Here is a 17,129-nt window from a genome sequence, read left to right as displayed (position 1 = left end):
GGTCGTGACGCTGGAGGTCATGCGCACGCTGCACGTGGAGTCCAAGACCACCGAGGCCGACGGGGTCGTCTCGTTCGTCCTGTCCGGGAGCGACCTGCCCCGCTGGGAGCCCGGCGCGCACGTCGACGTCGAGATCCGGCCCGGCCTGCTGCGCCAGTACTCGCTGTGCGGGGACCCGGCCGACCGCACGCGCTGGCGCATCGCCGTGCTGCGGGAGGAGGCCGGCCGCGGCGGATCGGCCCACCTCCACGACGCGGTGCCGCAGGGCGCGACCCTGCGCGTCGGCGACCCGCGCAACAACTTCCCGCTCGTGCCCGCGCCGCGCTACCGGTTCGTGGCCGGAGGCATCGGGATCACCCCGCTGCTGCCGATGCTGCGCGTGGCCGAGGCTACCGGGGTCGAGTGGGAGCTGTACTACGGCGGGCGCCGCCGCTCCCGGATGGCGTTCCTGGACGAGCTGGCCGCCTACGGGTCCCGCGTGCGGATCCTGCCCGAGGACGAGCACGGGCTGCTGCCGCTCGCCGAGATCGTGTCCGGCGACGCCCTGGTGTACTGCTGCGGCCCGGGCCCGCTGCTGGACGCCGTGGAACGGCTGTGCCCGGCGGACCGGCTGCGGGTGGAGCGGTTCCAGCCGCGCGAGGTGGCGGAGACACCGGCGCGGGGTTTCGAGGTGGTCGCGTCCGCGTCCGGGCGCACGGTGCGGGTCGCCCCGGGCCAGTCGGTGCTCGACGCGCTCGGCCGCGCCGGGCTCGCGATGCCGTCGTCGTGCCGGGAAGGGACCTGTGGCAGCTGCGAGACGACGGTGCTGGACGGCGAGGTCGAGCACCGCGACTCGGTGCTGTCGGAGCAGGAACGGGCCGCGGGCAAGACCATGATGGTGTGTGTGTCGCGGGCGGTGTCCGACCGGCTCGTGCTCGACGTGTGAGCCGGCGATAGGCGTACCCGATCGGCCGTTCGGGTTTGCCCGCGCGCGAGTGCGCGAGTGGTCTGGTCCAGGTCATGCTGGCGGGGCCAGCGCGGGCACCGGCCTGCCTGGCGTACCACGCTTTCGGCAGATCGGAAGAACCATGCAGCTCACTGTTCTCGGCTGCCGGTCGGGAATGCCCGCCGGCGGATCGCCCAGCTCCGGATACCTCGTGGACACCGGGCGGAGCCGCCTGCTGCTCGACTGCGGACCGGGGATCGCCACCGCGCTGTCCGCGGTGGACGGCCCGCTGGACGGCGTGGTGATCACCCATCTGCACATCGACCACTGCTACGACCTGCTGCCGCTGGGCAAGTCGCTGCTCAAGCCGATGCTGCGGTTCCCCGGGGCGCCCGAGTTCGGCGGCGAGTGCCGTCCGGTGCCGCTGCTCGTGCCGGCCGGGGCGAAGGAGCTGTTCACGCGGTGGTCGCAGCTGTTCCCGATCGCGTCGATGCCGGTGCTCAACCGGGCGTTCGAGGTGGCCTTCGACGTGCGCGAGTACGAGCCGGGCGAGCTGTTCGAGTTCGGCGACTGCGCGGTGGAACTGCACGAGCTGGTGCACTCCGCACCCAACTGCGGCATCCGTGTGACTGACGGCGAGCGGACCCTGGCCTACACCGGCGACACCGGCATGACCGACGCGCTGGTGAAGCTCGCCGCGGACGCCGACGTGTTCCTGTGCGAGGCGACGCTGCGAGCCAGCGACACCACCGGCCACGGCCACCTCAGCGCCGCCGAAGCGGGCCGGGTCGCGGCCGAGGCGGGGGTGGGGGAGCTGGTGCTGACCCACTTCGCGTCCACGGAGCCGGAGTGGCTCGACGGCTTGCTCACCGACGCACGAGCGGAGTTCGACGGCCCGATCCGGCTGGCCGAAGCGGGGAAGACGCTGACGTGCTGATCAGCTGGACAACGTCGAGCTCCTGAACGCCAACCTCTCCGAGACGACGGCGCGCCGCGTGCACCTCAAAGCAAGCCGCGGGATCGGCGGTGCCCGTCGGCGACCTGTGTGGCCTTCGCTGAGTGCGACCTCGAGGGCGCGGAGTTTGCCGCGTGACGAGCCGCGGACTGCGATCTTCGCTCGTCGAACCCGCGCAACGTGCGTGGTCTCCTGACTTTGGGTGGGGCGAAGATCAATACGGGACAGGCCGTCTCGATCGCCGCAAGCCTGGCAACCGAGAGCGGCCTGTCGGTCGTGGACTAGCGGAGCCGGTTGTCGAAGCCGGGGCTCGCTTGAGGACGGCCTGCGCTGCGTCACCGCCCAGCGCCGTAAGGCCCTTCCGCGCTGAGCAGAATGTCCTCGGGTGTTGGCTGGGCCGGGATACCGCCGGTTTGCGGTTCGGTCGCGTGTGGTGCAGGGTGGCCGCAGCCGATCGTCTTGAGCAGACAGGACGGGGTGGGGTGGCATGCGTCGGGATGAGGACTCCGATGGCTCCGGGTTGACGCTGCGACTGGCGCCGGAGGCCGAGCCGCCTCTGGTGCAGGTCCGTCGGTGGGCGAGCCAAGCGCTGGCGGATCTGGGTGAGGATCACCTGGTGGCGACGCTGCTGGTGGTGACGGAACTGGTGACCAACGCCTACCAGCATGGCCAGGGAGCGACCCGGATCCGGGTGTGGCGGGAGCCGGAACCGTGCCGGATCCGGATCGAGGTCGACGACCGCTCCAGCACGCCCCCCGAGGTGCGAACCCCGGACGCGCGGACACCGGGAGGCCGCGGCTTGCAGATGGTCGGCAAAGCCTCCCTCGACTGGGGGACGCGCGTCACCCACGGGGGCAAGACCGTGTGGGCCGTCATCGACTGCAGTGCCTTCGGCTGGCAACCCTGCCCCCGACCGCAACCGCAACGCGAGGATTAGCTCGGCGGCTGGGGCGGGCCGGGGGCCGCGGCCGGTTGGTGGGTGGTCAGGATTGCCTGGGCGACCCGCTGCGGCGTGGTGTTGCGTTGCTGGGAGGTGCGTACGAGGGCGTCGAAGGCTTGCTCAGGACTCAGGTCGAACCGTTGCATCAGCATTCCCTTCGCGGTGGAGATCACGTCACGGCTGTCCAGCGCCGCCTGCAGCCGCACCTGCCGCTGCGAGCCGGCCAGCGCGACCGCCGCGTGCGCCGCGAACAGCTCGACCAACCGCTCGGCCGGGGGATCGAAGGCCGCCCGGTGGTGGGAGTAGAGGTTCAACGCCCCGACCAGGTGGCTGCTGGTGAACAACCGCACCCCCAGCAGCGAGCGCATCCCCCGGCCCGCTGCCGCCGGCGCGAACCGCGGCCACCGCCGATCAGCCGCCAGGTCCCCGACCCGGTACACCGGGCAATCCACCATAGCGTCGACACACGGCCCCTCACCCAGCTCCACCTGCAACCGGTCGAGCTCAGCCACGATCGCACTGCTGGGCGCGACACTACGCACCTGACCGGATTCCAGCAGCGACACACCCGCATCCTCAACGCCGGCGATCGTCGCCATCGCCGCAGCCACAATATGGCCCACGGTTCCGTCGACATCCGGTTCAGGTTCCAGCTCCCTCACGGCCTTGGCCACCGTGTCCGCCAGCTCGTCCCGCCCCATCGCGGCACGGCCGGCAGCCGGCGGCCCCACGGTCTCATCCATGCCCGCCAGTGTTCCCATCCACACCCAGGATTAGACGTGCCACCGCCTTTCCCTTGCCCGCACGCCGGGGCGCACCCGGTCGCCGATGAGGTCCAGCACACCAGCAACCGGACCAGCAGCGCCCAGGGTGCCGACCCGGGAGGGCGGGGGCGGCCGTGCCGTTGCCTGGCGACTCCCCGGCGACCGCCCCCGCCCCTGATCGGCCTTCGGAACCACACCGCCGCGCGGAACCGTAGGGCCGGGTCGCCTCCCCCGCAGCAACCACCCTCCACCACACCGCCAGCCCAAGTGATCCGCTAGAGCCGAAGGTCCCGACCGGACGGTGGCCTGACTCACCGGAGCGCGCAGTTGGGCGGCCGATGACACGGCGCGCGATTCCAGATGCACAGGGGTATCAAAGTCGACAACCGGTGCGACGATGGAGGTTGTGGGCGGCCTGGCCGATCGAGGAGAGGTGCCTCCGTGGATGGCCGTGCTCTGCTCCTGTCGAGAGGGCTCCCTCGACCCGAGGTCGGTGCGACGAGGCGGACCTGGTCGTGGACGTCCCTGCCGTCTTTTGCGTGCGGGTCTGCGATCCCCTCCGGCTGAAGGCTCGATGCGGCGAAAGCCCTCACGAAGTTGGACGGCGTGCGGAAGTTGCGCGGCGTCCAGGGGCTGTCGACACGGATCGGCGAGCACATTCGGCGCGTAGACACTGCGCTGCAGGCAACGGCAAAGAAAGCAGCAAGCCACAGCGGCCGCATCCGGAACGCAAACGGGGCTTGAGCGATGTCCTCGGGCACAGCGCCTCGGACGCCATCGGGGCGGTGACCCGCTCACTGCACCGTTGCGCTGCCTTTACCCAACCATCCGCGTAGATCCGGAACATGATGGGCCGTATCGGCCCAGACCATGTCCGCAACCTCGCGCGGTTCGCGGAAGCATCCGTTGGGCCACTCGATTCGAGTCGGCCGGGCTCGGCGTACCGCACCCGACTGGGAAGGGGACAGCTCGGCAGGCGCGGCTGCCGGCAAGTGGATCCCCGCTCGAGAAAACCTCACGGCAACCGTTGCGCGGACGAGTCTGTGGCCGGATGGTCATGGTCGCGATGCAGGAGCAGGGAGCACACCGCAAGATCTTTGGCCAATCGGCGCGTTCACTCCAGAGGGTGGCGATGGGTCGGAAACGTTCCCTGCAGACACGGCGGGGTGGCCGAGGTCAGCGAACTTCGTTCAGTTTGCCCGTGGCGACGTCGAAGACGAAGCCACGGATGGAGTCCTTGTGAGGGATGAATAGGCTATTCTTGATACGCGCGATCGACTGGCGGACGTCGTCGTCGAGGTCGGTGAAGGCTTCGGCGGCCCAGGCCGGCTTGATGCCGACCTCGTCCTGAATGGCCTTCTTGAAGTCGTCGTCGGTGAAGGTGAGCATCCCACAGTCGGTGTGGTGGATGAGGATGATCTCTTCGGTGCCGAGCAGTCGCTGGCTGATGGCGAGGGAGCGGATCTCGTCCTCGGTGACGACGCCTCCGGCGTTGCGGATGATGTGGGCCTCCCCTTCATTGAGGCCAAGGATGCCGTAGACGTTGAGGCGAGCGTCCATGCAGGCGAGAACGGCGACGTGCTTGGCGGGCGGCAAGGGCAGGGGCCCGGAGAAACGGGCGGCGTATTCGGCGTTGTTCGCCAGGAGTTCCTCGGTTACGGACATGCCATTCCTTCCGGTTGGCGAATGGGCTGCGTCGAGTAGACGCGCCTCGCGCGTGGCTGCGCAATCACGCCCACAATCTGGACAGAACCGACACCCGGCCGCACGGTGGTCTCGACGACGCTGGAGGATCGCGGCGCAGGCCGTCATGGGCGAGGAAGTGCTTGCGTGCCGACGGGGTAGCCGACGATGTCGGGTGGGAAGGTGGGTCGAGTGGAATCAGTTGACAGCGGAGCGCTTGTCAGGTTCCCGTTGACTGTCGGCCCGCCCGGCGGGTGGCGCGGAAGAACAGCCCTTCGGCCGTCGCTGCACCTCCGGTCGGTCGAGCGGAGTCAGAGAGCTTGCAAGGGCAGCCCGAAGCAGCTGCTGGTTTCGCTGGTCCGTTGATTGCCGGCGTCGAAATTCGTGCGTCCGTTGCATCGGGCAGGGGCCGCCAATGTCAGTGTTCCGCGGGCACCTGCCATTTGGTCTGTACACAGGTCAGAATATGTTGGGCGCAGAATCGGTACGTAGGGGACGGTCCGGACGCGGCTCAACCAGTCGGCCTGTAGACGCATGCGTTGCAGGCTGGGTCGGCGAGTATCGACGGCCGTTCGACCTGGGTGTCGGTCGCGCAGGTTGATGTCCGAGGCTGGGGCAGAGCAGGGTCAGCTCCAGCTGCGCCCCGGCGTGACCGTTAACGTCCAGCGTTCCTGCCCGACGTGGACCGCCTGCTCACCGAGGCCGAACGGCTGCTGGGCGTGTCGGCGAAGGTGCTGGCCGACGCGCCGCTGGCTGGCGAGGTCCGGGTCGGCTCGGCGCCGCGCTGGACGCCGGACGCGCGGAGGACCGCCGGGTGCGGCCGATGCCCCTGGCGGTGCGGCGCGCTGCCGACGGGTGGCTGGTGTGGTCCGGCTTCGACGTCGTGTTCGGCGAAGTCACCCGCACCAACCCGAACTTCGGCCTGTTCGCGAATCCGTCATCACGCGAGTGCTGCTGCACGACGGCGTCGTGCGCGGGGTGACCGTGCGCGATCTGCACACCGGCGCCGATCACGCGGTTGCCGCGTCGTCCGTCGTCGTGGCCGCCGACAGTCTGCGCACCCCGCAGCTGCTGCACGCCTCCGGCGAGATCGCCGACCTCGGCGCCACCGGCATCGAAATCCTCGGCGAGGCCAACATCCCCGGCTACCCGGAGCCGTCCGCCGAGTGGATCGACGCCTGGCACGCGCGCTGTGCCCACCACGGCCTCACCCCGACCAACTACGACTCGTGGATCGACACCTCCCTGTGGCACGACCGCGACCTCACCGCCGACGAGGGCGCCGCGATGCTCGCCCGCGACCTCGGCCTCGCCGCGAGCCTCGGGTTCACCTTCCTGCGCCCCAAGATCGGCGTCGTCTCGCACGACCTGAAACCGCACCCGGTGTGGGAGGAGGTCGTCGAGCGCAACCTGGACCGCGCCGCCGAACTCGGCATCGTCATCTGCCCGGAGATCCACGCGCCGACGCCCATCCGGCACGAGGTCGTCGACGGCTACCTCGCCTTCCTCGAACGCACCGGCACCAAGAACTTCGGCCTGCTCATCGACACCGGGATCTTCCAGCGCGCCCCGGTGACCGCCAAGCACGAAGGACTGTCCGAAGAGGCGCAGGAAGCGGGCTGGCGGCGCCCGCTCGCCGTGCCGATGGCCGACCTCGCCGAGATCCTCCCGCACGTCGTGTTCATCCAGGCCAAGTTCTTCGACATCGATGCCGACCTGGTCGACGCGACCATCCCGTGGCGGGAGATCCTGACGACGCTCGACGGGCACGGCTGGAGCGGCTGGCTGTCCAGCGAGTACGAGGGCGACCGCGCGCCCTACCGCTCGCTGGAACAGGTGCGCCGCCAGCACGCGCTCCTGCGCTCGATCGAGGCGGAGCTCCGGGACTGAGCGCCCCCGTCAGCCGGCGGTGGGGCCGAACTGCTCGGTGAAGCGGCCGGTGAACAGGTCGGCGCCCTTGTACTGCCGGACGATGTCGGCCGTGACGACCGAAGGGCCGTCCGGGGAGGGCAGCTGACCGACTCCGCCGCCCGATCCGAGCGGGAGCAGGATCATCGGGAAGGGGAGTGGCTGGTAGGTCTCGGTGGGCTCACCACCACGCAGCTGGGCGGTGATGTTCTTCGCCACCACCTCCGCGTGCTGCATCGCGTACCCGGCCATCTTGGCCTCGGGCACGTCGGTGATGTCGCCGACGGCGTAGACGTGGTCGTACCCGGCCACGTTGAGGGTTTCGGTGACCCGGACCGCGCCGTCCGGGGTGCGGGTGGTCAGCTTGCCGTCGGCGAGGTAGTCGCTGTTGACGTTCGTGCCGAACGCGCGGAACCAGATGTCGGCGGTGATCCGGTCACCGCCGGTGGTGGTGACCGTGAAGGTTCCGGTCTCGCCGGGCCGGTTCGACGGCGGCGCCACCAGGCCGGCGCCCAGCCGCACGTCGACGCCCAGTTCGGCGAGCTGGCGCTGCAGATCGGCCCGCACCTCCGGCTGGAAACCGGGCAGGAGCTCCTCGGCCGGGGCGACGACGGTCACCTGCTTGTCCGGCCAGACCTCCTTGATCTCGCCGGCCAGTTCCAGGCCGACCGGTCCGGCGCCCAGGATGAGCACCCGGTCCGAGCCCGCCAGTTCCTTGTGGGTCCGGCGGAAGTCGTTCAACGCCTCGTCGACGGAGTCCGCGGCGGGGTGGGCGGGGTAGGCGTAGCGGGAACCGGTGGCCAGGACCAGGTAGTCCGCCGCGACCCGGCGGCCCGAGGCCAGGGTGACACCCTCCGCGTCGACCGAGACCGCGCGGTCCTGGATCACCTTGGCCCGGGTGAGCATCGTGTCGAAGGGGAAGAACATGTTGCCCGCCCAGTCGGGCTGAGCCACCGCCCGCAACGACCCGGCGACGTTGACGAACGCGTCCCGTGGGTCGACCAACACGACGTCGGCCTCCTCTTCGAGCGCCTTGGCGACCGAGGCGCCCCCGTACCCACCACCGATGACGACGACGGTCCGACTCATGATCTCACACTCCTTAGCAGGTCTTTCAGTTCGTAGTACGAACCATATTAGTTCGCAGTACGAACTGCAACGCCTCTGTGGTGCGGGCCACAGTGCGCTGCCGGAGTGGTAGGTCTGGACAACGGTGCGCACGGACCCTGCTCGCACTCCATGAGCAGCCCGTCTACCCGACTCGTCCCAAAGCCCGGGGAAGACAGGTTCGCCTTTTCGCCGGACTTGTCCCGCCGTGGTGGGTATCGTCCGCTGATGTGGAAATCATCGACGCCGGGTTGATGGGCGTGCGGTCCGCGGTGCTGCGCGTCAGCCGCCGTCAGACCCCGCTGCGGTTCACGATCTACCCGATGGCCCACCTTGGCGAGCAGTCCTTCTACGACGAGGTTTCCCGCCGGCTGCGGGGCCACGACCTGATCGTCGCCGAGGGCATCATCGGCGCCTCGGCCGGCGCGCGCAAGCTCACCAGGACCTACCGGCGCGCGGGTGGGCACCGCAAGCTCGGCCTCGTCGAGCAGTCGAAAAGCGTGGTGGACGTCGGCGTCCCGGTCGTGTGGGCGGATCTGACCGGCAGCGAGTTCGACGACGGATGGCGCAAGGTTCCGTTCACCGAACGCGCGATCGCCACCGTCGGGGCCCCGCTGGTGGCGGGTTACCTCCGGATGTTCGGATCGCGCGAGGTCCTGGCCGGTCATCTGAAGCTCGACGACGACGTCGCCATCGACCGCTGGGATCCCGATTCGGGACTGGACCGGCTGGTCTCCGACGAGCGCGAGGTGCGGCTGGTGCGCGCTCTCCAGGACATCTACGAGCGGCGCCACGACGAACGCATCGACGTGGCAGTGGTCTACGGGGCGGCGCACGCGCTGCCGGTGGTCCACTTCCTGATGGCCAAGCTGGGTTATGTCGTCTCGTCGGCGGACTGGGTCACCGTCTTCACCTACTGACCCTGCTGAACCGGCATCCCTGCGAGCCGATGGGGGCTGCCGCCGGCCCCGGGGCATGGGGCCGGCGGCAGCGTGGCTCCTACTCGATCCGCGCGATCACCGCGCCCTGCTTGACCACCTCCCCCTCCTCGACGAGCAGTCGCAGCACACCCGCGGCCGGGGCGGGCACCTCCACGTCCACCTTGTCGACCGCGACCTCCGCGATCAGGTCGCCCTCGCCGACCTGATCGCCGTCGGCGGCGAACCACGTCGCGAGCACGCCCTCGGCGTCGGGCTCGTTGTCGGAGATGTGGGGGAAGGCGATATCGGTCATGCGCTCACCAGGCCGAGAACAGCCCGGCGGATCCGGTCCGGCGTCGACAGCACGGCGTACTCCAGCGGGCGGGCGTACGGGATCGGGACATCGGGCACCGCCACCCGGGCGGCCGGAGCGCGCAGCAGACCCGGGTCGCGCTCGGCGACGCGGGCGATGACCTCCCCGGACAGCCCGAACGACAGGTAGTCCTCGTCGACGACGAGCAGCCTGCCGGTGCGGCCCACCGACTCCAGGACCGTGTCGGTGTCCAGCGGCACCACGCTGCGCAGGTCCACGACCTCGCAGTCGATCCCCTGCGGCGCGAGCTCCTCGGCCACGTCCAGCGCGTGGTGCACCGACAAGGACAGCGTCACGATCGTGACGTCGCTGCCCGGCCGCACGACGTTCGCCTTCCCGATCGGCACCACGTGGTCGCCCTCGGGCACCGGCCCGATCGACCGGCGGTTCTTGGCCATCCACGGCAGGCCCATCACGCCCTTGTGGAACAGGTACACCACCGGGTTGTCGTCACGGATCGCGGCGGTCATCAGGCCCTTGGCGTCGGCCGGGTTGCTGGGCGCGACCACCTTCATCCCGGGCAGGTGCGCGAAGGTGCCCCACAGGCACTGCGAGTGCTGCGCGCCGTCCGAATACCCGCCGCCCACCGCGGCGGTCAGCACCATCGGCACGGTGACGTTGCCGCCCGACTCGAAGTGGATCTTCGCCATGTGGTTGTAGATCTGGTCCATGCACACGCCGAAGAAGTCGACGAACATCAGCTCCACGACCGGCCGCATGCCCTCCACCGCGGCGCCGATGGCCGCGCCGATGAACGCGGTCTCCGAAATGGGCGTGTCCATCACGCGCCGCGGCCCGAACTTGTCGAGCAGGCCGGTGGTGGAGCTGAAGATGCCGCCGTAGGCGCCGACGTCCTCGCCGAGCACGAAGACGTCCTCGTCGCGCTCCATCTCCTGCGCGATGGCCTCGACCATGGCCTTGGCGGTGCTGAGCTTGCGGTGTGCGGGTGCGGAGGACGATGCCGAGGCATCCGTGAGCGTCATTGCTTCTCCTCGTCGGTGGTGGGATCAGGCCTGCGCGAACACGAAGTCCAGCGCGGTGTCCGGGTCGGGCTCGGGGCTGCGCTTGGCGAACGCGACCGCAGCCTCGACGCGGTCACGGGCCTGCGCGGCGATCGACGACACCGCGGCGTCGTCCAGCATGCCCGCGGCGAGCAGCTCCTTCTCGTAGGTGGGCAGCGGATCGCGGCCCGGCACACCCTCCAGATCGGACCGGTAGCCCTGCGCGTCGCCCTCGAAGTGCCCCCACAGCCGCAGCGTGTGCACCTCGATCAGGCTCGGCCCGTCGCCGGCGCGCGCCCTCGCCACCGCTTCGCCCGCGACTTCGTGCACCGCCTCCACCGAGTTGTCCTCGACCCGGTGACCGGGAATGCCGTAGCCGGCGGCCCGCACGGCGTTCGACGTCACGCACGTCGAAGCGCTGCGCGGGACCGAGATGCCCCAGTCGTTGTCCTCCACCACGAACACCACCGGCAGCTTCCACAGCGCCGCCAGGTTGAGCGCTTCGTGGAACGCGCCCTGGTTCGCCGCGCCCTCACCGGTGACGGCGACCGCGACCCGGTCGGTGCCGCGCCGCTGGAACGCCAGCGCCTGCCCCACCGCGGGCGGATAACCCTCGGCGATGATGCCCGAGCACGAGAAGTGCGTCGCGGGGTCGAACAGGTGCATGTGCCCGCCACGGCCCCGGCCGAGACCGTCCACCCGGCCGAAGATCTCGGCCGTCATCTTCTCCAGGTCCACCCCGTGCGCGATGGCGAAGTGGTGGGGCCGGTGGGTGGCGGTGACGGCGTCGTCGGCGCTCAGGTGCGCGCACACCCCGGCGGCGACCGGTTCCTGCCCGGCGGAGAGGTGCATCTCGCCCGGGATGAGCCCGGCGCCGATGTCGAACACGGGTTTCTTGTCCGCGTGGTACTCGCGGAGGATCGTCTCCTCGTAGGTGCGGATCAGGACCATCATGCGGTACAGGCCCAGCCTGTCCTCCGGTTCCATGTGACCTCCCAATCGGTGTGGGAGTCACTGTCGCGGCGGGCGCGGGCCGCGGACAACGGTGCGGATTTCAGATGGTGATAAACGCCGGTTTCCGCAGATCAGGACAGCAGCGCGAAGGCGCGGGACACCCGCCGCGACGCCCGCTCCAGGGACACCGGCTCCACCGCCGGCAGCCGGCGCGCCGGCAGCGAGATCGCCACCGCACCGACCACCCCGGGCGCGCGCACCGGGGTGGCCAGGCAGGCCGTGCCCAGCAGGTACTCCTCGCGGTCGTTGAAGACCCCGCCGCCCTCGGCCAGCCGCTGCTCCAGCACTCGCGTGTCGGTGATGGTGTGCGGGGTGAGGTCGGCGAGCCGGTACCGCGAGAGGTGGTCGCGCCGCGCCTCGGGGTCCAGGCACGACAGGATGCACTTGCCGAACGCGGTGGCGTGCGCCGCCTCCTGCACACCCACCCACAGGTCCACCGCGGGCAGCTCGGGAGCGTCGACGATGTCGATCAGCTTGATCTCGCCGCCGGAGTACAGCGACAGGTAGGCCGCGCCACGGACCTCGTCCCGCAGCGCGCGCAGCACCGGCCGGATCTTGGGCAGCAACGCGTGCAGCGAGTTGTGCTTGCGCAGCGCGCCGACCTGCTCGCCGAGCACGTAGCCGTCATCGAGTTTGCGGAGATAACCCTCGTGCAGCAGGGTGCGCAGCAGGTGGTAGGTCGTCGGCAGGGGGAGGCCGACACCGCGGGCCAGCGCCTTGGCCGTGACCGGCCGTTCGCTCGCGCCGACCGCGTCGAGCAGGTGCAGTGCCCGCTGTACGGAGCCGATCAGTGTCGGTCCAGCAGCCATCCCGCCTCACCTCCGCCGCCCCGTTGCCGCGCACCCAGGATGCCCGGTGCCGCCGGTCACCGGCAAGGCACCAGGCCCGACACGGTGATGCTCGCCTGCCAGGGACAACTCCGCGATCGAGCGCACCGGCCCATCAGTGCACAACACTGCGTCGACACCGACATCACCGCGGCCCTTGACCGATCTTCCAACTGTCGCAAGAAGGGATGATCGACCAAAGGGCTGAGTTCATGATCAACGGGGGTAGGCAAGCGCCACCCGAAGGTTAATACTCAAGATAGGTGTTGGCCTGCCGGAACGCCTCGCCACGCAGTATCCGAAACTCACCTCAGACACGTCAGCCTCGTGGAGTATTGACGCCGCTGACGAGTTGTACAAAAGTTCTTGTCATTGCCGCTGGGGTGAGGCTACTCGGGGACTGGGGAAACATAAACGACAGCCTGGCTGCGTTATCGTGCGCGCCGATTCGTATTAGTCAGCCATGTCGCCTTTGGCACGTGAGCTCCATGCGGCAAGCGAAATAATCATCTCACGCCACGAGGAATTGATATGTCTCACGGAAAGCGCGACGGCATGAGATGGTGGAGCGCGGTTGTCGCAGGAGCAGTCTTTCTCGGAGGACTCGCTGCTTCGCTTGTCGGCACGACCGTCCCCGCGTCGGCTGACTCGACTCCTGCCACCGTTGCTCCTGCTGGTGACGCCACCATTCTTGCGTCGACCGTCCTCAACGGTGGCTGGCGGATGAATAGCAATCAGTCGGTAGCGTCGCCGGACGGACGAACGGTGCTCCAGCTTCTACGCGGCCTTTTCGAAGTATGGGTTGACGGTAACCACGTGTGGACCGCAGGGCAGAGCGCCGCAGGTGAGTACGTGACGTTTCAACGTGACGGCAACCTCGTCGTCTACACCAACGCCGGTCAAGCAGTCTGGGCCGGCAACACATCGGTGTGGTGCGGTACCGACGGCTGCCACTTGAGTGTCCAGGACGACGGTAACGTCGCGATCGAGGACGACTTCACGCAGTACGACGTCTGGTCAACCAACTCAGCCCGCCCCACGGCAGTGGTTTCCGAAACCGGGCAGACGCATGTGGCGGCTTGGTAGTTCAAGGCGGCCACGGGTCTTCCGCAAGAAACCGCTGGTCGCCCAACAGTCAAGGTGTTAGTTGTCGACTTCCAAAGAGGTCCGGGTCACAGGAATATCGAAGACTGGCCACTCGACGACGACATCTAATTTTACCGAACCTGGAGCAGGCCAGAGCCAGAGCAATTGCTGCGACCGCATTTCGTCGCCGTCGATTTTGAATCCTGGTCCACCGACTGTTCCTAGGTAAGGCTGTTCTGGCGGGACCGAAGGAACTAACGGGTAATCCAGCGTGGTAGCGATACGTCCCTCGCCCAGATCTACACCGAAGCGTAAGACGCCGTCAGGAACACCTGTATTCGTTGATTCCTCCGACATTGCTGACCGAAGCAGTTCACCGGGCGAAGTATCGCCCCCGGTTCTTGTGACGACTTCGAACTCAAGTGCAACGCCCTGATCGTACTCCGACACCGATGTCAGCCTCACGACCGCTCGATCTGACTGTCCCACGATGAGGTTTACCGGACGAACCCGAAGAGCGGTTGCGCCACGTGGTGGCCCACTCCATTCTCCCGGCCTTCCTGTAGGCGCCGCACCTACGCTCTCGGTACGCCCACGCCCTGGGAAAAACTGGTTGTCCATTGTTCCGACGCTAGCATCGTTGGGAAGACTAGGTCAGCGTGTTCGACGCAAACACCGGATCGGCGTACAGGTCTGAGGGGCGTACACGATGCAACACCTCGGGATTCTCAGCGGCAGCCAGCGATACGGGCACCTTCCGCGTCCGGTAGGATTCTTTCGGTATCCGACTGTGGCGGCAAGGTCCGTCCTGTAATCGCTACAGCGAGCTATTGGTCTCACCGAGCTAAAAGCGAAGGTCGTCGAGCCCAGCGAGCTCGATCCCACACCGCGCATACGCCTTGATGGTGTTCTCGCTCATCAACCGGTCTTCGGTGTATCCGAGCAGGCTGGCAATCCGAACGACCTCGACGGCTGAGTCAGCCTCAGACCTCGATCGAGCCCCGCTTCGGCACACCGGTCGAGCGCCTCGCGGAGTGCGGTCAGAGTGGTCGCCCGACAACCTCGGGCGGGTGGCCGGCGACTTTGTGGGAGCAGGCCGGACGGGGCGCGTGGCCATCTACACCGTCACCAACGGGGCCCGGTTCCTGCCCGCGCCCGTGCTACCGGACGCCAGCTTCGAAGATGCCCGGCGTGCCCTCGTTGCGGCAAAACGTGCAGGTCATCCCGCAGGTGTCGGAGCTTCGCGCGCAGGGTGTGGTCGGTGGTGACGTGCAACGGCAGGGCGGTCGAAGTCATTGGGCTACTCCTCAGGAGATCGTGAGGCGCGGAGGCCGCGCATGAGTTCGCGGAGGTCAACGTCGAGGACGGCGGCGAGGCGCACCAGGTCAGGTTCGGTGAGTCCGTGCTCGATCAACACCAGATCAAGCCAAGACCAACACAGCCTGCTGGCAACCTCGCGCGTTGACCACCGCCGCGCCCGCCGGAGCTGACGCAGACGCCGGCCGAACGCCCGGCGGACGGCGAGCCATCGGGCTGCCTGTCGGGCCAGTAGCACGAGGTAGCTCACGGGGAGACCGACTGCGAGCGTGATGAGGGCAGCCACTGGGGGCACGGCGGCGGGAGATCGTCACCAGCGTCGGCGGCAGGGTTTCCGAGGCCGGCGTGGCGCTGCACCAGTTCGCCCAGCTCGATAAGCAAGGCTCCCAGCGCCCGCGCAACCCGGCGGCGACGGCGGCCACCCTCGACGCCGACGGCTGGTTGCACACCGGCGACATCGCGACCGTGACCGCGGACGGCGTGTTCACCATCGTCGACCGGGTGAAGGAGCTGATCAAGTACAAGGGCTACCAGGTGCCGCGGTGGTCGCCGTGCCGGACGAGGAGGGGGAGGAGATCCCGAAGGCGTTCGTGGTCCGCCGCCCCGGCGCCCGGCTGGACGCCGCGGAGGTCATGAGCTACGTCGCGGCGCGGGTGTCACCGCACAAGAAGGTGCGGCGCGTGGAATTCCTCGGCAGCATCCCGAAATCCGCGTCCGGCAAGATCCTGCGAGCGGTCCTGCGGCGCAGGCCGGCAATGCAAGAGGTGCCTTCGGGGACTCAGCCCGGACCGCCGGGATGGGCGAGGTCGTAGGCGCGGGAGACCTTCTGCGGCACCACCATGCGCCACGCGTCCACGACGAACTCGCGGGCCTCGGCCGGTTCCAGCGCGGCGAGCACGGCGTGGACCCAGTTGAACCGCATGTCCGACTGCGCGGGGGGCCGGAACTTCTCCGGCTCGCCCGCGACGAGCGCGGCGCGTTCCTCCTTCGGGAACGCGAACTCCATCACCGTCTCGTCGGCGGAGAACGCGACGTAGACGATCTGCCCGACCCGGAACTTCAGCCTGCCGCGCACGTAGACCGGATACGAGCGCTCGAGTTCCGTGCCGAGCGCGCGAACGTCGTCGAGCACCGCCATGACGCACCTCCCCAGCCGGAAACCGACCATCGTAGCCGACCACCGGTGGCCTCGGGTGGAGCGCGCTTCAGGATCCACGCGGCAAACCCGCCGCGCGGAGCACGATCCGGCCGCCCACGCCGCCGTTCGCCAGCCTGTCCAGGGCCTCGCGCACGGAGTCGGCCGTGAGGGGAGCGTCGATGACGGGGATGTGCGGCAGCGCGCCGCGCCGGGCCAGGTCCACGAGCGCGGACAGCTCGGCCGGGGTGCCGACGAAACTGCCGCGAATCGTGATCATCTTCAGGGCCATCAGCGCGGTGGGCACGGTCAGCTCGCCGCCGAACAGTCCTACCTGGACGAGCTGCCCGTTCTTGCGGAGGGCGTCGAAGGCCGCGGTGGCGGTGGCCCCGTTGTTGACGAAGTCGATCGCCGCCGCCACGGGGCCACCGCACGCCCTGAGGATGTCCTTGCTCGTGGCGCCGTGAGTGGCCACCACGGTGGCGGTGGCGCCCATGTCCGCCGCGACCGCCAGGTTCGCCGCCGACAGGTCGACTGCGCAGATGGCCGCGTGGCCCAGGGCTTTCAGGGTCGCGATAGCGGTGAGCCCGACGCCGCCCGCGCCGATCACGACCACCGGCTCGTCCGGGGGCAGCGGGAGTACTTTGTGGACGGCGCTGAAGGCCGTCAGGCCGGAACACGCCAGCGTGGCAGCCCAGCCCGGATCGAGCCCCTCGATCCCGACCAGGTACTTCTCGTCGGGCACCAGGATGTACTCGGCGTAGCCGCCATGCCGGGCGATACCGAGGTTCCGGCCTGCCGCGCAGTGGTTGTCCCGTCCGTGCCCGCACTCGGTGCACTCGCCGCACCCGATCCACGGGTACACCAGGCGCATGTCGCCCGGGCGGTGCCCGGTCACCTGGTCGCCGATGCGCACCACTGTGCCGACCACCTCGTGCCCCATCACCAGCGGATACGTCATGCCGCGGTCCGCCAGCCGGAGGCTGCCGCGACCGCCGAGGTCGTAGAAGCCCTGACGCAGGTGCGTGTCGGTGTGGCAGACGCCGGACCGTTCGACCCTGAGGAGAACCTCGTGGCCGCCTGGCTCCGGAGTCGGCACTTCCACGTCGGTGACGTCGGAGCCTTCTCCGGTGACCGCGAACGCGTGCATGTTCTTCCACCTCATATCGGGAAC

At 69.0% G+C, this 17,129-nt stretch carries 19 protein-coding genes; 9 read left to right on the top strand and 10 right to left on the bottom strand.

The features are described from left to right. The first annotated feature begins 19 nt into the window (after nt 1-19). The 3 genes from L2C96_RS16140 to L2C96_RS16130 all read left to right on the top strand — a co-directional run bounded on the left by L2C96_RS16140 (nt 20) and on the right by L2C96_RS16130 (nt 2,817). On the top strand, nt 20-925 hold the full coding sequence (locus L2C96_RS16140; RefSeq protein ID WP_123687324.1) for a PDR/VanB family oxidoreductase: 906 nt from the start codon (nt 20-22) through the stop codon (nt 923-925). Between the two features lie 142 nt (nt 926-1,067). Further along, complete coding sequence (locus L2C96_RS16135; protein ID WP_237336764.1) at nt 1,068-1,862, top strand: MBL fold metallo-hydrolase; 795 nt, start codon at nt 1,068-1,070, stop codon at nt 1,860-1,862. Between the two features lie 505 nt (nt 1,863-2,367). Beyond that, on the top strand, nt 2,368-2,817 hold the full coding sequence (locus L2C96_RS16130; RefSeq protein ID WP_237336763.1) for an ATP-binding protein: 450 nt from the start codon (nt 2,368-2,370) through the stop codon (nt 2,815-2,817). Here L2C96_RS16130 and L2C96_RS16125 read toward each other — a convergent pair. Both L2C96_RS16125 and L2C96_RS16120 read right to left on the bottom strand, forming a co-directional pair. Then, on the bottom strand, nt 2,814-3,563 hold the full coding sequence (locus tag L2C96_RS16125; protein WP_237336762.1) for a GAF and ANTAR domain-containing protein: 750 nt from the start codon (nt 3,561-3,563) through the stop codon (nt 2,814-2,816). The two genes, L2C96_RS16130 and L2C96_RS16125, sit on opposite strands and share 4 nt — an antisense overlap. Before the next feature lie 1,197 nt (nt 3,564-4,760). Beyond that, nucleotides 4,761-5,249 (bottom strand): beta-class carbonic anhydrase, encoded by a 489-nt coding sequence (locus L2C96_RS16120; RefSeq protein WP_237336761.1) that lies wholly within the window; start codon nt 5,247-5,249, stop codon nt 4,761-4,763. A gap of 841 nt (nt 5,250-6,090) precedes the next feature. Between L2C96_RS16120 and L2C96_RS16115 the strand changes: the two genes are divergently transcribed. Both L2C96_RS16115 and L2C96_RS16110 read left to right on the top strand, forming a co-directional pair. After that, complete coding sequence (locus tag L2C96_RS16115; RefSeq protein WP_237336760.1) at nt 6,091-6,249, top strand: hypothetical protein; 159 nt, start codon at nt 6,091-6,093, stop codon at nt 6,247-6,249. Next, nucleotides 6,216-7,157 carry a sugar phosphate isomerase/epimerase family protein gene (locus L2C96_RS16110; RefSeq protein ID WP_237336759.1) on the top strand — a complete coding sequence of 314 codons (942 nt, stop codon included), beginning with the start codon at nt 6,216-6,218 and terminating at the stop codon, nt 7,155-7,157. Before L2C96_RS16115 ends, L2C96_RS16110 begins: the two co-directional genes overlap by 34 nt. Nucleotides 7,158-7,166: 9 nt before the next feature. On the opposite strand, the gene L2C96_RS16105 is transcribed toward L2C96_RS16110, so the two are convergent. After that, nucleotides 7,167-8,264 (bottom strand): NAD(P)/FAD-dependent oxidoreductase, encoded by a 1,098-nt coding sequence (locus tag L2C96_RS16105; protein ID WP_237336758.1) that lies wholly within the window; start codon nt 8,262-8,264, stop codon nt 7,167-7,169. Between the two features lie 248 nt (nt 8,265-8,512). Here L2C96_RS16105 and L2C96_RS16100 point away from each other — a divergent pair, with 248 nt between their 5' ends. Next, nucleotides 8,513-9,202: a hypothetical protein gene (locus L2C96_RS16100; RefSeq protein ID WP_237336757.1), complete on the top strand. Its 690-nt coding sequence runs from the start codon at nt 8,513-8,515 to the stop codon at nt 9,200-9,202. Nucleotides 9,203-9,281: 79 nt separating this feature from the next. Here L2C96_RS16100 and L2C96_RS16095 read toward each other — a convergent pair whose 3' ends face one another. From L2C96_RS16095 to L2C96_RS16080, 4 genes are all read right to left on the bottom strand, one after another. Beyond that, a complete protein-coding gene (locus L2C96_RS16095; protein WP_027929084.1) occupies nt 9,282-9,515 on the bottom strand; it encodes a biotin/lipoyl-containing protein in 234 nt (77 codons plus the stop codon). Beyond that, entirely contained in the window at nt 9,512-10,558 is a 1,047-nt protein-coding gene (locus tag L2C96_RS16090) for an alpha-ketoacid dehydrogenase subunit beta (RefSeq protein ID WP_237336756.1), read from the bottom strand. Before L2C96_RS16090 ends, L2C96_RS16095 begins: the two co-directional genes overlap by 4 nt. Nucleotides 10,559-10,582: 24 nt before the next feature. Next, the gene (locus L2C96_RS16085) at nt 10,583-11,563 is read right to left on the bottom strand and encodes a thiamine pyrophosphate-dependent dehydrogenase E1 component subunit alpha (protein ID WP_027929086.1); all 981 of its coding nucleotides are present in this window, start codon (nt 11,561-11,563) and stop codon (nt 10,583-10,585) included. Nucleotides 11,564-11,661: 98 nt separating this feature from the next. Next, complete coding sequence (locus tag L2C96_RS16080; protein ID WP_123686314.1) at nt 11,662-12,399, bottom strand: IclR family transcriptional regulator; 738 nt, start codon at nt 12,397-12,399, stop codon at nt 11,662-11,664. Nucleotides 12,400-12,948: 549 nt separating this feature from the next. Between L2C96_RS16080 and L2C96_RS16075 the strand changes: the two genes are divergently transcribed. After that, nucleotides 12,949-13,503 (top strand): hypothetical protein, encoded by a 555-nt coding sequence (locus tag L2C96_RS16075; protein WP_237336755.1) that lies wholly within the window; start codon nt 12,949-12,951, stop codon nt 13,501-13,503. A 57-nt stretch (nt 13,504-13,560) separates the two neighbouring features. On the opposite strand, the gene L2C96_RS16070 is transcribed toward L2C96_RS16075, so the two are convergent. Then, a complete protein-coding gene (locus L2C96_RS16070; protein ID WP_237336754.1) occupies nt 13,561-13,953 on the bottom strand; it encodes a hypothetical protein in 393 nt (130 codons plus the stop codon). 1,212 nt (nt 13,954-15,165) lie between these two features. Here L2C96_RS16070 and L2C96_RS45325 point away from each other — a divergent pair. Then, entirely contained in the window at nt 15,166-15,456 is a 291-nt protein-coding gene (locus L2C96_RS45325) for a hypothetical protein (RefSeq protein WP_372491225.1), read from the top strand. Beyond that, on the top strand, nt 15,363-15,632 hold the full coding sequence (locus L2C96_RS16065; protein ID WP_372491223.1) for an AMP-binding enzyme: 270 nt from the start codon (nt 15,363-15,365) through the stop codon (nt 15,630-15,632). Before L2C96_RS45325 ends, L2C96_RS16065 begins: the two co-directional genes overlap by 94 nt. On the opposite strand, the gene L2C96_RS16060 is transcribed toward L2C96_RS16065, so the two are convergent. Next, entirely contained in the window at nt 15,599-15,958 is a 360-nt protein-coding gene (locus L2C96_RS16060; protein WP_237336753.1) for an MmcQ/YjbR family DNA-binding protein, read from the bottom strand. The genes L2C96_RS16065 and L2C96_RS16060 overlap by 34 nt on opposite strands. 67 nt (nt 15,959-16,025) lie before the next feature. Next, the gene (locus L2C96_RS16055) at nt 16,026-17,105 is read right to left on the bottom strand and encodes an alcohol dehydrogenase (protein WP_237336752.1); all 1,080 of its coding nucleotides are present in this window, start codon (nt 17,103-17,105) and stop codon (nt 16,026-16,028) included. Nucleotides 17,106-17,129: the final 24 nt, after the last annotated feature.

Origin of the sequence: Amycolatopsis tucumanensis, from assembly GCF_021654135.1 — a bacterium.
Taxonomy (GTDB): Bacteria; Actinomycetota; Actinomycetes; order Mycobacteriales; family Pseudonocardiaceae; genus Amycolatopsis_E; species Amycolatopsis_E tucumanensis.
Note: the sequence above shows the minus strand (reverse complement) of the source record. Positions and strands in the feature narration are given on the sequence as shown.

Coding starts and splice junctions, on each gene's coding strand:
- L2C96_RS16095 (WP_027929084.1), bottom strand. CDS start 9,515: ATGACCGATATCGCCTTCCCCCACATCTCCGACAACGAGCCCGACGCC.
- L2C96_RS16080 (WP_123686314.1), bottom strand. CDS start 12,399: ATGGCTGCTGGACCGACACTGATCGGCTCCGTACAGCGGGCACTGCAC.
- L2C96_RS16060 (WP_237336753.1), bottom strand. CDS start 15,958: ATGGCGGTGCTCGACGACGTTCGCGCGCTCGGCACGGAACTCGAGCGC.
- L2C96_RS16105 (WP_237336758.1), bottom strand. CDS start 8,264: ATGAGTCGGACCGTCGTCGTCATCGGTGGTGGGTACGGGGGCGCCTCG.
- L2C96_RS16115 (WP_237336760.1), top strand. CDS start 6,091: ATGCCCCTGGCGGTGCGGCGCGCTGCCGACGGGTGGCTGGTGTGGTCC.
- L2C96_RS16130 (WP_237336763.1), top strand. CDS start 2,368: ATGCGTCGGGATGAGGACTCCGATGGCTCCGGGTTGACGCTGCGACTG.
- L2C96_RS16125 (WP_237336762.1), bottom strand. CDS start 3,563: ATGGATGAGACCGTGGGGCCGCCGGCTGCCGGCCGTGCCGCGATGGGG.
- L2C96_RS16120 (WP_237336761.1), bottom strand. CDS start 5,249: ATGTCCGTAACCGAGGAACTCCTGGCGAACAACGCCGAATACGCCGCC.
- L2C96_RS16075 (WP_237336755.1), top strand. CDS start 12,949: ATGTCTCACGGAAAGCGCGACGGCATGAGATGGTGGAGCGCGGTTGTC.
- L2C96_RS16055 (WP_237336752.1), bottom strand. CDS start 17,105: ATGCACGCGTTCGCGGTCACCGGAGAAGGCTCCGACGTCACCGACGTG.
- L2C96_RS16140 (WP_123687324.1), top strand. CDS start 20: ATGCGCACGCTGCACGTGGAGTCCAAGACCACCGAGGCCGACGGGGTC.
- L2C96_RS16135 (WP_237336764.1), top strand. CDS start 1,068: ATGCAGCTCACTGTTCTCGGCTGCCGGTCGGGAATGCCCGCCGGCGGA.
- L2C96_RS16085 (WP_027929086.1), bottom strand. CDS start 11,563: ATGGAACCGGAGGACAGGCTGGGCCTGTACCGCATGATGGTCCTGATC.
- L2C96_RS16090 (WP_237336756.1), bottom strand. CDS start 10,558: ATGACGCTCACGGATGCCTCGGCATCGTCCTCCGCACCCGCACACCGC.